Here is a 13,204-nt window from a genome sequence, read left to right as displayed (position 1 = left end):
CGTCGTCACGTCGTCATGGTCGGGGCCCCAGGACCTGGCCTGGCGCAGACCTCGTAGGTGACCTTGTGCTCGTCCAGGTCCCGCAGCGCCTCCGCCGACGCCCCGTCGTCCACGAGGAGCAGGTCGAAGCGGGAGAGGGGGACCACCCGGTGCAGGGCGGCCCTGGCGAGCTTGGTGTGGTCGATGAGGAGGATGTTGCGGGCGGCGGCGTCGAGCATGGCCCGCTTCACCGACACGATGTGCTGTTCCTGGTGGTAGGCGTAGCCCCCGCGCACGGCCGAGGTGGAGGTGAAGCAGACGTCCACGCGCAGCTGCTCGATCGCCTCGACGCAGGACACGCCGAGGAAGGAGGAGTGCAGCGGGTCGTAGTCGCCGCCGAGGGCCATCAGGTGGATGCCGCGCTGGTCGGAGAGGAGGTTGATCGCCTCCAGGAAGTTGGTGACGACCGTGAGCGGCGTTATCTCGCCCAGGCGCAGTCCGCGCGCTATCTCCAGGGTGGAGGTGGAGTCGTCCAGCAGGATCGCCATGCCGGGCTCGATCAGTTTCAGGGCGCGGTCGGCGACGGCGGCCTTCTCCGCGCGCATGGTCTTCAGGCGGTACTGCACGTTCGACTCGAAGACACCGGAGGGCTGGGCTGTCACCCCGCCTCTGAATTTGCGGACGATGCCCTGGCGTTCGAGCTCGTCGAGGTCCCGGTGGATCGTCATCAGGCTCACGCCGAAGTGCTCGGCGAGCTCGGCCGCCGTCGCCGTGCCGTCGGCGAGGACCCGCTCGGCCATCGCGGCCTGGCGGGCGGCGGGGCCCTGCGCGTTATTCATGGTCGATCCTTCGTCCTGGGCGCTCCGGCCGGTCGGCCTCGAACAGGAGCAGGTTCTCAGGCCGGACCGACAGACGTACCGGATCGTCGGGACGCAGGGCGGTCACCTCGCCGCGCGGGGCGACCAATGACACGTGCTGCTCGCCGAGGCGGACGGTGACCTCCACCGACCGGCCGAGCACCTCGGTGACGTAGACCGTGCCGGTGAGCCGGTGCCCCGGGCCCTCGCCGAGGGTGAGGTCGCGGGGCCGGACGCCGATCAGTACGTCCGTGCCGGGGGCGGCGGCGCTGAGGATCGGCAGCTCGACCTTGCCGTCCGCGGTGCGGAAGCCGCTGTCCGGCGTCACCGTCCCCGGCAGCAGGTTGATCCGGGGGCGGCCGAAGGCGCGCGCGACCTCCGTGTCATAGGGGCGGTACCAGATCTCCTCCCGCGTCCCCGTCTGCACGATCCTCCCGTCCCGGATGACCCCGATCCGGTCGCCCAGCGCCAGGGCCTCGACGGAGTCATGGGTGACGTAGAGGGTCGTGGTGCGCTGGACGGCCCCGATCGCCTTCAGCTCCGCCCGCATCTGCTGGCGCAGCTTGGCGTCCAGGTGGGAGAGGGGCTCGTCCAGGAGGAAGGCGCGGGCCGGGCGGACCAGGACCCGGCCGAGGGCCACGCGCTGGCGTTGGCCGTTGGAGAGCCGGCCGACCGGGCGGTCCAACAGGGCGGAGATGCCGAGGAGTTCGGCGATCTCGCCGATCCGCTGCCGGGCCCGGTCGGCGGGCAGGCGGTGGCGGGGGGAGCGGAGCGGGGAGGCGAGGTTGTCGTAGGCCGACTTGTGCGGGTAGAGGGCGTAGCTCTCGAAGCACATCGCGACGCCCCGGTCGTACGGCTCGACGCCGCGCATGTCCCTGCCGTCGAGCGTGACCGTGCCGGCGTCGGGGTTCTCCAGGCCGGCGACGGTCTTCAGGGTCGTTGTCTTGCCGGCGCCCGACGGGCCGAGGAGGCAGAAGAACTCGCCCTCCCGGACGTCCAGTTCCAGGCCGTCCAGCGCGGTGACCTTGCCGTAGGTCTTGCGGATGCCCGACAGCCGGATCATGACTTCACCGCCCCGAACGACAGGCCCCGCACCAGATACCGCTGGATGGTGAGGGCCAGCAGCAGCGGCGGTACGACGGAGACGAGCGCGGCGGCGGCCGTGAGGTTGTACTTGGGGCGGTCGCCGCCGAGGAAGGACAGGGCGCCCACGGTCACGGTCTGGGCCTCGTTGGAGGTCAGGATGAGCGGGAAGACGAAGTTGTTCCACGCGAAGATGAAGGCGAGGAGGGATACGGCCGCTACTCCCGGCTTCACCAGAGGGAGCGCCACTCGCACGAACGCCTGCTTGCGCGTGTAGCCGTCCAGCAGCGCCGCCTGCTCCAGCTCGGGGGTGAGGTCGGCGAAGTACGAGCGCATGATCCACACGATCAGGGGGAGCGTGACGAGCTGGAGCACCCAGATCATGCCGACGTACGTGTCGAAGAGGCCGAGCTTCTGGTAGAGCACGAACAGCGGGATGATCACGGTGAGTTCGGGCGCGAACCGGAACGACAGCAGCGTGAACATCAGGTTCTCCGAGCCCTTGAACCGCCAGCGCGCCGAGGCGTACGCCGCCGGGAGCCCCACGAGAAGCGACAGGACCACCGCGCCCACCGACACCACCAGGCTGTTGACGAAGAACCGCACGAACGGGATGCCCTCGCTGTCGCCGAGGACCGTGCGGTAGCCGTCGAGGGTGGGGGAGAAGGAGAAGTAGGTGGAGAAGAGCTCGTTCGTCGGCTTCAGGGAGAGGATCACCATCCAGGCGATCGGGAAGAGCGCGAACAGGAAGTAGAGGATGAGGGCGGCGTCCGCCAGCCACCCCAACAGGCGTTTTTGCACGGTCATTTCGCCTCGGCCGCCTTCCGCTGGATCTTCCCCAGATGCTTGACCAGCACCATCGCGGCGAGATACACGACGGCCCACAGCACGATCGTGTAGCTGATGCCGAACGAGTACCGCTGGAAGCGGATCGCCTCCAGGTACGCCCGGATCTGCAGGACGACGGTCGAGTCGCCCGGGCCGCCCTCCGTCAGGGCGTAGATGATGTCGAACACCTTCAGCGAGTCCATGAAGCGGAAGATCACCGCGACGAGGACGTACGGCCACAGCATCGGCAGCGTGAGGCGGCGGAAGGTGTACCACCAGCCCGCACCGTCCACGGCCGCCGCCTCGAAGGGGGAGGTGGGCAGCGACCGCAGGCCGGCGAGGGCGAGGATCGCCACGAACGGGGTGTAGACCCAGACGTCCACGGCGATCGACGACAGCAGGGCGCCGGTCGGGGTGTCCGTCCACTGGACTCCGCCGAGGCCGAAGGGTCTCAGCAGGTAGTTGATCACCCCCACCGACGGCTGGAGCATCAGCTTCCAGATGATCGCCGCGATCACCGGCGCGATCATCAGCGGCAGGATCAGGATCTTCTCCAGCACCCGTCCGACGATCGTCGACCGGTGCAGCAGCAGGGCGACGGTGACCCCGAGGACCGTCTCGACGGCGGCTGCCCCGACCGCGTACAGCACCGTCACCCACGCCGAGTTCCAGAACGCCTCCTGTGTGAAGACCGTCTGGTAGTTCTCGAACCGCACCATGTCCGGCTGCGGCTTGCTCGCCGAGAAGTCGAAGAGGGTGTAGTAGAGGCCGAGCCCGAAGGGGTACAGGATTCCGCAGGTCAGCAGGAGTGCGGGGACGATCAGGACGTACGGGCGCAGAGCGAGCCGCCATCCCATGGGGCTAGCCCACCTTGCCGGCGAGGTCGCCCGCCAGGTCGTCGAGGACCGACTTGGCGCCGCTGCCGCCGTAGATCTCCTGGAGGGCGGAGGCCCAGCTGGTGGTCGCGTCGAAGAACTGGGCCTGCGGGGTGAACTGGATCTTCGTCTGGTCGACGACCGTCTCGAAGGTCTCGATGAAGCCGGGCAGATGCCTCATCTTGTCCTTGTAGGCGGCGGCGTCGGCGATCGACTTCCGTACCGGGTCGATGTGGTTGTGCGTGATCGCGCTCCTGAGCAGGTGCTCCTTGCCGGTCGCCCACTGCAGGAACAGCCAACTGGCGCTCTTCTTCTTGCTCTTGGCGTTCATGCCGAGCGACCAGATCCACATGTTGGTGGCGAGGGACCCGTCCGGTCCCTTCGGCCCGGGGTGGAAGGCGATCTTCCCGGAGGCGGGGCTGGCGCCCTTCACCGCCTGGAAGTAGGCCGCCGTGTCCGCGTCGAAGAGCATCCCGGCCTTCTTCGCCCCGAGGTCGCTGGAGCACTGGTACCAGGTGTACGACGTCCAGGACGGCGGCCCGCCCTGCTTGACCATGCCGGCCCAGTCCTCGGTGAACGCGACGGCCTCGGGACTGTTCATGGCGGGTGTGAGCTTCCCGCCGGAGACCGTGAAGTCCTTCAGCCCGTTACGGGCGTACATCGTCATGAAGCCCGGGTGGATCGTCGCCCAGCTCCTCGACCCCCGTACGGCGATCCCGTACATGCCGTCGAAACCGGCGCCCGGCGCCTTCTCCTTGATGGCGCCGGAGATCTCGCGCAGCTCGTCGAAGGTCTCGGCGGGCTTGAGGCCGAGCTTCTTGAAGACGTCCGTGTTGTAGGCGACGACGTTGGTCTCCCAGCCCCACGGCAGCGCGTACTGGCCGCCCTGGCCGAGCGGCGCGCCCGCCTTCAGGGACCACTGGTCGGCCTGGAGGAGGTTGGGGAAGAAGTCGGCCTGGTCCCATTCGGTGCCGGTGGCGGCGGAGTTGCGCATCCAGGGGCCGAGGTCCTCCAGCCAGCCGGGCGGGCCGTACTGCCAGACCATGTAGGCGCCCAGCATGAAGACGTCGTAGGAGGCGCGTCCGCTGGACAGGTCGACGGTGAGCTTGTCGAAGTAGTTGTCCTCGGGGAAGACGTCGTACTCGACCTTGATGCCGGTCTTCTCGGTGAACGACTTCAGGTCGGCGATCAGGGCGTCCGTGTACGGGTGCTTGTTGAGCAGCGCCTTGACGGTCGTGCCCTTCTCCCGCTTCCAGTCGAAGGAGCCGGTGACGTCGTCCGCCGCCGAGCCGTCGCTCTTGCTGTCGTCGCCGCCGAACCCGGCACCGCAGGCCGCGAGCAGCGGGGTCGCGGCGGCCGCGGCGGTCAGGGCCAGGAAGCGGCGGCGGTCGTGCACGTGCGTGTCCATCCGTGACCTCCACGTGGGGTTCGGTCCGGTCCGGTTGCGGTTAACACGGCGAGTCGACTCGTTAACAGAGGGTGGAACGGCGGAAGTTGGGCGTCAATCCCTCGCGCACGGGAAAATCTCAGGGCAGAGTGAGAAGTTAACGACTCGGATCGCGATGAACGCCCCCAGAACAGGGAGGTCCGGATGGTGCACGAGCACGTCGAGGGCGACGCCTGGCTCGGGATCGACCTGGGCACCCAGAGTGTCCGGGCCCTGCTGGTCACCGGGGACGGCACCGTCCTCGGCAGCGGCTCGGCGCCCCTCGGCGGGCGGCGGGACGGAGTGCGGCATGAGCAGGACCCGGCCGAGTGGTGGGACGCGCTGTGCACGGCGTCGCGGGCCGCGCTGCGGGGACGGCCGAAGGCAGGGGTCGGCGGGCTCGCGGTGTGCGGGACGTCCGGGACGGTGCTGCTGACGGACGGGGCGGGGCGGCCGACGAGCCCCGCGCTGATGTACGACGACGGGCGGGCGACGGCCCACGCGGCGCGGGCGAGGATGGCGGGGCTCGCGGTGCAGGACACCTGGGCGCTGCCCAAGGCGCTGTGGCTGACCGAGGAGTACGGGCCGGGACGGATCACCCACCAGCCGGACCTGGTCGTCTCCCTCCTCACCGGCGAGCTGCCCCCGGCCGACTCCAGCCACGCCCTGAAGACCGGCTACGACCTGGAGCGCGACGCCTGGCCGGCCATGCTGCCCCGACTGGGCCTGCCCGAGACCGCGATCCCCGACGTCGTACGCCCCGGCACCCGCCTCGGCGAGGTCTCCGCGACCGCCGCCGACGCCACCGCCATCCCCGCCGGCACCCCCGTCATCGCCGGGATGACCGACGGCTGCGCGGCCCAGATCGCCTCCGCCGCCCTGCGCCCCGGCTCCTGGAACTCGGTGCTCGGCACCACGCTGGTCCTCAAGGGCGCGTCCACGAGCCCCGTCCGGGACCCGACCGGCGTGGTCTACAACCACCGTGCCCCGGACGGGAGTTGGCTGCCCGGCGGTGCCTCCAGTGTGGGCGCGGGCGTGCTCACGGCGGCGTTCGCGGGGGCCGACCCGGCGACCATGGACGCACTGGCGGCGGCGTACGAGCCGTCGGGCGCGATCACGTACCCCCTGGTGTCGCCCGGTGAACGCTTCCCCTTCCTTGCCCCCGAGGCGTTCGCCCTCGTCCTGGGCGAACCGGAGTCCGACGCCGACCTGTGGGCGGCACTGCTCCAGGGCGTGGCCTTCACCGAACGCCTCTGCCTGGACTACCTGCACCACCTGGGCGCCCCCCTCGACGGCCCCCTCACCTTCACGGGCGGCGCCGCCCGCAGCCCGTACTGGAACCAGCTGCGCGCCGACATCCTGGGCCGCCCGGCCCGGGTTCCGCAGCAGACGGAACCGGCCCTGGGCATGGCGGCGTTGGCGGCATACGGCACGGGCGCGGCACCCGATCTGGCGGCGGCCGCGGAGGGGATGGCCCGTATCGGCACGACGGTCGAACCCCGCCCCGACCGCACGGCCCGCTTCGCCGCGCCGTACGCCCGCCTGCTGGACGAACTGACCACCCGGGGCTGGCTCCCGCCCTCGGTCGCGGCGCATGCGCTGGCCCGCCTGGACATGGATACGTCGGCCTCATGAACGTACGTCCGCCGCGGTCCCGCGGCCCCCGAGCTCGGGTCCTCGCGTCCGATGGCGGCTGCGGGTGGCTTGTGGCTGGTCGCGCAGTTCCCCGCGCCCCTGGGGGGTTGCAGCACCGTCGGCTGTTCAGCCCGCCAAGCTGCGGGCAGTCGTGCCGCCTAGGGCGGCGCCCGTCCCACAGAGAGGCAGCACCCCGCTAGCGCCGGGCTGCGCGACGCCCCGTCCCCAGCCCTCACCCCGAGCACCATTGGACCGCCCATGACCACAGCCACGTCCCTCCTCCTCGCCCGCCACGGGCAGACCGTCTGGCACGCCGAGAACCGGTACGCCGGGATCAGCGACGTGGCCCTGACCGACACGGGCCGGGCGCAGGCCGAGGCGCTCGGTCGGTGGGCCGGCGCGCACCCGGTGGACGCCGTCTGGACGTCCACCCTCTCCCGCGCCGTGATCACCGCCGAGCCCGCCTGCCGAGCCCTCCGCATCGCCCCGCACCGCGAACCCGCCCTGCGCGAATGTGACTTCGGCGTGCTGGAGGGCCGTACGCTCGCGGAGTTCGAGGCCGAGGACCCCGGGGCCGCGGAGGCGTTCCGGGCCGACCCGGTGGCCCATCCGTTCCCGGGCGCGGAGGACCCGTCGGCCGCTGCGGAACGAGGCGCCGCCGCGCTGCGCCGTATCGCCGCCGCCCACCCCGGCGAGCGCGTCCTCGTCGTCGCCCACAACACCCTCCTCCGCCTGGTGCTGTGCACGCTGCTGTCCATCCCGCCCGGGGAGTACCGCAGGGTGTTCCCCCGGTTGCGCAACGCCGCGATCAGCGAACTCCTCATGAAATCCGACGGATCCGCGTCACTTCTCTCCCTCAATGTGCCCTGTGAGCCCGACCCGGCGTAGCACCATGGGGACATGACGGAGATCGACACCTCGGTACCGCACTCGGCCCGCATCTGGAACTACTGGCTGGGCGGCAAGGACAACTACCCCGTGGACGAGGCGGCCGGCGACGCCTACACCGCCGTCTTCCCCGGCATCGTCACCATCGCCCGCAGCAGCCGTGCCTTCCTCGGCCGCAGCATCCGGTACTTGGTCACGGAGGCGGGCGTACGGCAGTTCCTCGACGTCGGCACGGGCCTGCCCACCGTCGACAACACCCACGAGGTGGCCCAGCGCCTCGCCCCCGAGTCGAAGATCGTCTACGTCGACAACGACCCGCTGGTGCTGGCGCACGCCCGCGCCCTGCTGACCTCGACGCCCGAGGGTGTGACGGCGTACGAGGACCTGAGCGTCTACGAGCCGGAGAAGATCCTCTCCGCGGCGTCCCGGACGCTCGACCTGTCCCGGCCCACGGCTCTGATCCTCAGCGGCATCCTCGGCCACATCGCCGACTACGACCTGGCCCGCGACATCGTCCGCCGTCTGCTGGCCGGTCTGCCCTCCGGCAGCTACCTCTCCCTCAACGAGGGCTCCCGGGGCACCGACCCGGCGTACGAGCAGGCCCAGGACGCCTACAACGAGACCGGCGCGGTCCCGTACTTCCTGCGGCCCGTCGACCAGATCGCCGCCTACTTCGACGGCCTGGACCTGGTGGAACCGGGCCTCGTCTCGGTCCCGCTGTGGCACCCCGAGCCGGGCGACGAGGAGCCCCGGCCGATCGGCCAGCACGGCGCCCTGGGCCGCAAGCCCTGACGCCCGCCCCGCGCTCCCCGTACGCGGAAACCCCCGCGAGTCACGTCCTCGCGGGGGTTTCCTTCATTCCGCCTGCCGTTCGTGAGGGTGAGAAGACGATCACGAGGCAGGACGCGGGGGTGTGCCGTTACGGCGCGAGCAGCAGGACGTCGGCACGGGACTTGGCGGCCTCGTAACGCCGGGCCACGTCCTGCCAGTTGACGACGGCCCACATGGCGTCGATGAAGTCGACCTTCTGGTTCTTGTACTGGAGGTAGAAGGCGTGCTCCCAGGCGTCGAACACGAGGATCGGCGTGGCGCCCTGGCCGACGTTGCCCTGGTGGTCGTAGACCTGCTCGACGATCAGCCGCCCGCTCAGCGGCTCGTACGCCAGCACGCCCCAGCCGGAGCCCTGCGTGGTCGCGGCGGCCTTGGTCAGCTGCGCCTTGAAGCCCGCGAACGACCCGAACGACTCGGTGATCGCGTCCGCCAGGTCGCCCACACCGTCGGCCGCGAGCGGCTCGCCGCCACCGGAACCGGTCATGTTCTGCCAGTAGATGCTGTGCAGGATGTGCCCGGACAGGTGGAAGGCCAGGTTCTTCTCCAGACCGTTGATCGACCCCCACTGCTCCTTGTCCCGCGCCTCCGCCAGCTGCTCCAGCGTGTCGTTGGCGCCCTTGACGTAGGCCGCGTGGTGCTTGTCGTGGTGCAGTTCGATGATCTCGGGGCTGATCACCGGCGCCAGCGCGGAGTAGTCGTACGGCAGTTCCGGGAGTGTGTAGACGGGCATGAAGGGTCCCCTCAGAAGCTTTTATTGCAAGTAGCTTGCAACAACAAGCTAACAGCAAAAGGCCCCCATGTGGATCACATGGGGGCCCTTTCGCCGGGAGGGCGGCGTCAGCTCCGGGCGCGCGCCCGCTGCCACGCGTAACCGGCGACCGCCAGGAACACCGTCATCCCGCCCGTCGAGTACAGCTGCACCCGCGTGTCGGGTTCCCGCGCCATGAGGACGAAGATCGCCGCCATGCCGGCCAGCGCCACCCAGGTGAGCACGGGGAACGCCCACATCCGCACGACCAGCTTCTCCGGTGCCTCGCGCTCCAGGCGGCCGCGCAGCCGCAGCTGGGAGACGGCGATGAAGATCCAGACGACGAGGATGACCGCGCCGATCATGTTCAGCAGCCAGGGGAAGACGTCGTCCGGCCGCCAGTAGGACAGGGCGACGCACACGAAGCCGAAGACGGAGGAGGCGAGCACCGCGATGCGCGGCACGCCGCCCGACACCCGGCCCAGCGTCTTCGGACCCTGGCCGCGCTGGACGAGGGAGTACGCGATCCGTGAGGAGCCGTAGATGTTGGCGTTCATGGCGCTCAGCAGGGCGACCAGGACCACCACGTTCATCACTTGGCCGGCGCCGGGGATGCCGAGGTGGTCGAGGGTGGCGACGTACGGGCCCTTCTCGACGACCTCCTTGGAGTCCCACGGGACGAGGGTGACGACGACCGCCATCGAGCCGATGTAGAAGAGGGCGATCCGCCACATGGCCGTGCGGACCGCGCTCGCCACGCCGCTGACCGGGTTCTCCGACTCGGCGGCCGCGATGGTGACCGTCTCCATGCCGCCGTAGGCGAAGACGGAGGCCAGCAGGCCGATGATCAGGCCCTCGGTGCCGTGCGGCAGGAAGCCGCCCGCGCCCGTGAGGTTCGCGGTGCCCGGGGCGTCCGTGCCCGGCAGGACGCCCGCGATGGCCAGCCCGCCCAGCACCAGGAACAGCCCGATCGCGCCCACCTTCAGTGCCGCGAACCAGAACTCGAACTCGCCGAAGTTCTTCACGGCCGCCAGGTTCGCGCCGCAGAAGACGACCATGAACAGGGCCACCCAGGCCCACTCGGGCGTGTGCGGCAGCCAGGTCGTGACGATCTTCGCGGCTCCGATGCCCTCCAGGCCGACGGCCGTACAGAGGAGCACCCAGAACGACCAGCCGGCCGTGAAGCCCGCCCACGGGCCGATCGCCCGCTCGGCGTGCGCGGAGAAGGAGCCGGAGGAGGGGTACGCGGCCGACATCTCGCCGAGCATCCGCATCACCAGCATCACGAGGAGACCGGAGATCACATAGGCGATGACGATCGAGGGGCCGGCGGCGGCGATACCGGCGCCGGAGCCGACGAAGAGACCCGCGCCGATGACGCCGCCGAGGGCGATCATCGACAGGTGACGCTGCTTGAGGCCGTGGGACAGGGAGACGTCGTCCGCCTGCGGGGGCGCCTGAGCGGTGGAGTGGGGCATGGGCGCGGCTCGTCCAATGCGTGAGAGGGCAAAAAACGCCCACAGTCTGGGCAGCCTCCCCGCTCAGAAGGAGAGGCTGCCCACTATGCGGACACTCGCCGCACTGTAGGTGACGCGGTGACTACGCGGCGGCGGCCGGGGCGGCGACCGGCGCGGCGACCGACGTGTAGTGCGAGGCGTCGCCCTCGATCGAGTAGCTCTCCTTGCCCTCCACGCCGACCGGCACGTCGCCCGCGACGGTCACCCGGTGCAGGCGGCGCGGCAGGCCGTCGTAGTTGTCGATGGCGTAGTGCTGGGTGATCCGGTTGTCGAAGACGACCAGCTGGTTCTCCGACCAGCGGTGCCGCAGGACGTTCTCCGGCCGGGTGACGTACGCCTGGAGCAGGTCGAGGATCTTGCGGGACTCGCCCGGCGAGAGACCCACGATCCGCTGCGCGAACCCGCCGATGAACAGCCCGCGCTCACCGGTCAGCGGGTGGACGCGGACCACGGGGTGGACCGTGCGGTATTTGATGGAGGTGAACTGGGCGCGCTGGGCGGCCTGTTCGTCGTCGATCTCCTCGTCCGGTACGGCGTAGTCGTAGTCGTTGGTGTGCTCCGCCCACAGCGTGTCGGCGAACTGGCGCAGCGGCTCGGGCAGATTGCGGTAGGCGGCCGCCGAGCTGGCGATCAGGGTCTCGCCGCCGTACGGCGGGATCGTGACGCTGCGCAGGGTGGTGGCCTGCGGGGGGGTGAGGACGAAGGTGACGTCGGTGTGCCAGTGGTTGGCGGCGCGGCCGCGTTCGCTGTCGACGGGCAGGACGTTCGGGACGCCGGCGACGGAGGAGACCGTCGGATGGGCGGTGGTGACGTCGCCGAAGTGCCGGACGAAGGCCTGCTGGGTCTCGTCGTCGAGGTTCACGTCGTCGAAGACGAGGGCCTTGTGGGTGTTGAGGGCCTCGCGCAGGGCGGTGGAGGTCCCCTCGTCGAGCGGCTGGGAGATGTCGACGCCGGAGACGCGGGCGCCGATGTTCGCGGTGATCTTGCGGATCTCGATGGACATGGAAGAGGCCTTTCGGTTCCGATTCAGCCACTCCGGCGTTTGAGGAGCGGGGTCTGGGGCGGAGCCCCAGGAGGATGGGACGGGTAGGGGCGGCGGGGGCGAGTTCGGGTCAGACGGTGGCGAGTTCGGGGCTGACGTGCTGGTTGGCGGGGCGCGGCAGGCCGTAGCGCTCGCGCAGGGTCGTGCGCGGGCCGTACTCCGCGCGGAGCAGCCCGCGGGCGCGCAGGATCGGGACGACGTGGTCGACGAAGGCGTCCAGGCCGGACGGCAGGACCGGCGGCATGATGTTGAAGCCGTCGGCGGCGCCCTGGGTGAACCAGGTCTCGATGGCGTCGGCGACCTGCTCGGGCGTACCGGCGAAGGTGAGATGACCGCGCCCGCCGCCGAGCCGCCCGATCAGCTGCCGCACGGTGAGCTGCTCGCGCCGGGCCAGCTCCACCACGAGCGTGTAGCGGCTCTTGGCGCCCTCGATGGCGTCCTCGGGCGGCAGGTCGGCAGGGAGTTGGCCATCCAACTCCAGTGCGCCGGAGGGCAGTTGCAGAAGGTTCTCCAGCCGGTCCACGCCGTGCGTGTACACGATGTGGTCCTCCAGGGTCTGCTCCAGCGCCCGCGCCTCGGCCTGCGTCGAGCCGATCACCGGGACGATGCCGGGCAGCACCTTGATGTGCTCGGGGTCGCGGCCGGCCGCCGCCGTACGCGCCTTGAGGTCGGCGTAGAAGGCCCGCGCGTCCTCGATCGTCTGCTGCGCGGTGAACACCGCCTCCGCGTACCGGGCGGCGAACACCTTGCCGTCCTCGCTCGACCCCGCCTGCACGAGCAGCGGGTAACCCTGCGGCGTGCGGGGGACGTTGAGGGCGCCGCCGACACTGAAGTACGTCCCCTGGTGCCGGGGCGGATGGATCTTGGCGTCGTCGCCCCACACGCCGGCCGCCTTGTCACCGACGATCGCGTCGTCCTCCCAGCTGTCCCAGAGCTTCAGGGCGACGTCCAGGAACTCGGCGGCCCGGGCATACCGCTCGGCGTGCGCCGGCTCCGCCTCCAGACCGAAGTTCCGGGCGGCCTCCGCTCCTGCCGTGGTGACGATGTTCCAGCCCGCCCGGCCGCCGCTGATGATGTCCAGCGAGGCGAACTTCCGGGCCAGGTTGTAGGGCGAGTTGTAGGAGGTGGACGCGGTCGCGATCAGCCCGATGTGCTCGGTGGCGGTCGCCAGCGCGGTGAGCAGCGTGAGCGGCTCCAGAGCGCCGGCCGGCCGCTGGGCGAGGTTGCTCCACAGCTGCGGGCCGTCGGCGAGGAAGAGGGAGTCGAAGGTGCCGCGTTCGGCGACGCGGGCCAGGTTGACGTAGTGGGCCAGGGAGACGTGCGCGTACGGGTCGCTCTCGGGGAGCCGCCAGGAGGCCTCGTGGTGGCCGGTGTTCATGAGGAAGGCGTTGAGATGGAGTTGGCGGGGCATGGCTGTCCTTCGCTGCAGTGCTTTTCAGCCCGTCCGGCGTTCGAGGACGAGGCCGAAGGCCGATAGGGGGTCCAGGGGGCGAAG

General features: G+C 70.5%; 12 protein-coding genes. 3 read left to right on the top strand and 9 right to left on the bottom strand.

The features are described 5' to 3' along the window. Nucleotides 1-5: 5 nt before the first annotated feature. From AQJ67_RS21395 to AQJ67_RS21375, 5 genes are read right to left on the bottom strand one after another with little or no spacing between them, the layout of a single operon-like run. Nucleotides 6-818, bottom strand: coding sequence for a DeoR/GlpR family DNA-binding transcription regulator (locus tag AQJ67_RS21395; RefSeq protein WP_062720658.1), 813 nt, complete (start codon nt 816-818; stop codon nt 6-8). Then, nucleotides 811-1,899 (bottom strand): ABC transporter ATP-binding protein, encoded by a 1,089-nt coding sequence (locus AQJ67_RS21390; RefSeq protein WP_062720656.1) that lies wholly within the window; start codon nt 1,897-1,899, stop codon nt 811-813. The genes AQJ67_RS21395 and AQJ67_RS21390 overlap by 8 nt, the downstream gene beginning before the upstream one ends. Further along, nucleotides 1,896-2,726 (bottom strand): carbohydrate ABC transporter permease, encoded by an 831-nt coding sequence (locus tag AQJ67_RS21385; protein WP_062720654.1) that lies wholly within the window; start codon nt 2,724-2,726, stop codon nt 1,896-1,898. The genes AQJ67_RS21390 and AQJ67_RS21385 overlap by 4 nt, the downstream gene beginning before the upstream one ends. Further along, nucleotides 2,723-3,604 carry a carbohydrate ABC transporter permease gene (locus AQJ67_RS21380; protein WP_062720653.1) on the bottom strand — a complete coding sequence of 294 codons (882 nt, stop codon included), beginning with the start codon at nt 3,602-3,604 and terminating at the stop codon, nt 2,723-2,725. The genes AQJ67_RS21385 and AQJ67_RS21380 overlap by 4 nt, the downstream gene beginning before the upstream one ends. A gap of 4 nt (nt 3,605-3,608) precedes the next feature. Continuing rightward, complete coding sequence (locus AQJ67_RS21375; RefSeq protein WP_062720651.1) at nt 3,609-5,030, bottom strand: ABC transporter substrate-binding protein; 1,422 nt, start codon at nt 5,028-5,030, stop codon at nt 3,609-3,611. Between the two features lie 183 nt (nt 5,031-5,213). Here AQJ67_RS21375 and AQJ67_RS21370 point away from each other — a divergent pair, with 183 nt between their 5' ends. The 3 genes from AQJ67_RS21370 (at nt 5,214) to AQJ67_RS21360 (ending at nt 8,363) form a co-directional block, all read left to right on the top strand. Then, nucleotides 5,214-6,683 carry an FGGY-family carbohydrate kinase gene (locus AQJ67_RS21370; protein WP_062720649.1) on the top strand — a complete coding sequence of 490 codons (1,470 nt, stop codon included), beginning with the start codon at nt 5,214-5,216 and terminating at the stop codon, nt 6,681-6,683. Between the two features lie 258 nt (nt 6,684-6,941). Next, on the top strand, nt 6,942-7,571 hold the full coding sequence (locus AQJ67_RS21365; RefSeq protein WP_062720648.1) for a histidine phosphatase family protein: 630 nt from the start codon (nt 6,942-6,944) through the stop codon (nt 7,569-7,571). Nucleotides 7,572-7,583: 12 nt separating this feature from the next. Continuing rightward, nucleotides 7,584-8,363: an SAM-dependent methyltransferase gene (locus AQJ67_RS21360; RefSeq protein ID WP_062720647.1), complete on the top strand. Its 780-nt coding sequence runs from the start codon at nt 7,584-7,586 to the stop codon at nt 8,361-8,363. A 127-nt stretch (nt 8,364-8,490) separates the two neighbouring features. On the opposite strand, the gene AQJ67_RS21355 is transcribed toward AQJ67_RS21360, so the two are convergent. The 4 genes from AQJ67_RS21355 to AQJ67_RS21340 form a co-directional block, all read right to left on the bottom strand. After that, nucleotides 8,491-9,132 carry a superoxide dismutase gene (locus AQJ67_RS21355; protein WP_062720646.1) on the bottom strand — a complete coding sequence of 214 codons (642 nt, stop codon included), beginning with the start codon at nt 9,130-9,132 and terminating at the stop codon, nt 8,491-8,493. Between the two features lie 107 nt (nt 9,133-9,239). Continuing rightward, nucleotides 9,240-10,628 carry an amino acid permease gene (locus AQJ67_RS21350; RefSeq protein ID WP_062720645.1) on the bottom strand — a complete coding sequence of 463 codons (1,389 nt, stop codon included), beginning with the start codon at nt 10,626-10,628 and terminating at the stop codon, nt 9,240-9,242. Between the two features lie 121 nt (nt 10,629-10,749). Further along, nucleotides 10,750-11,670: a TauD/TfdA dioxygenase family protein gene (locus AQJ67_RS21345; RefSeq protein ID WP_062720644.1), complete on the bottom strand. Its 921-nt coding sequence runs from the start codon at nt 11,668-11,670 to the stop codon at nt 10,750-10,752. Between the two features lie 109 nt (nt 11,671-11,779). Continuing rightward, nucleotides 11,780-13,120 carry an LLM class flavin-dependent oxidoreductase gene (locus tag AQJ67_RS21340; protein ID WP_062720643.1) on the bottom strand — a complete coding sequence of 447 codons (1,341 nt, stop codon included), beginning with the start codon at nt 13,118-13,120 and terminating at the stop codon, nt 11,780-11,782. Nucleotides 13,121-13,204: the final 84 nt, after the last annotated feature.

The organism is Streptomyces caeruleatus (assembly GCF_001514235.1).
GTDB lineage: Bacteria > Actinomycetota > Actinomycetes > Streptomycetales > Streptomycetaceae > Streptomyces > Streptomyces caeruleatus.
This window is presented reverse-complemented; position numbering and strand designations above follow the sequence as displayed.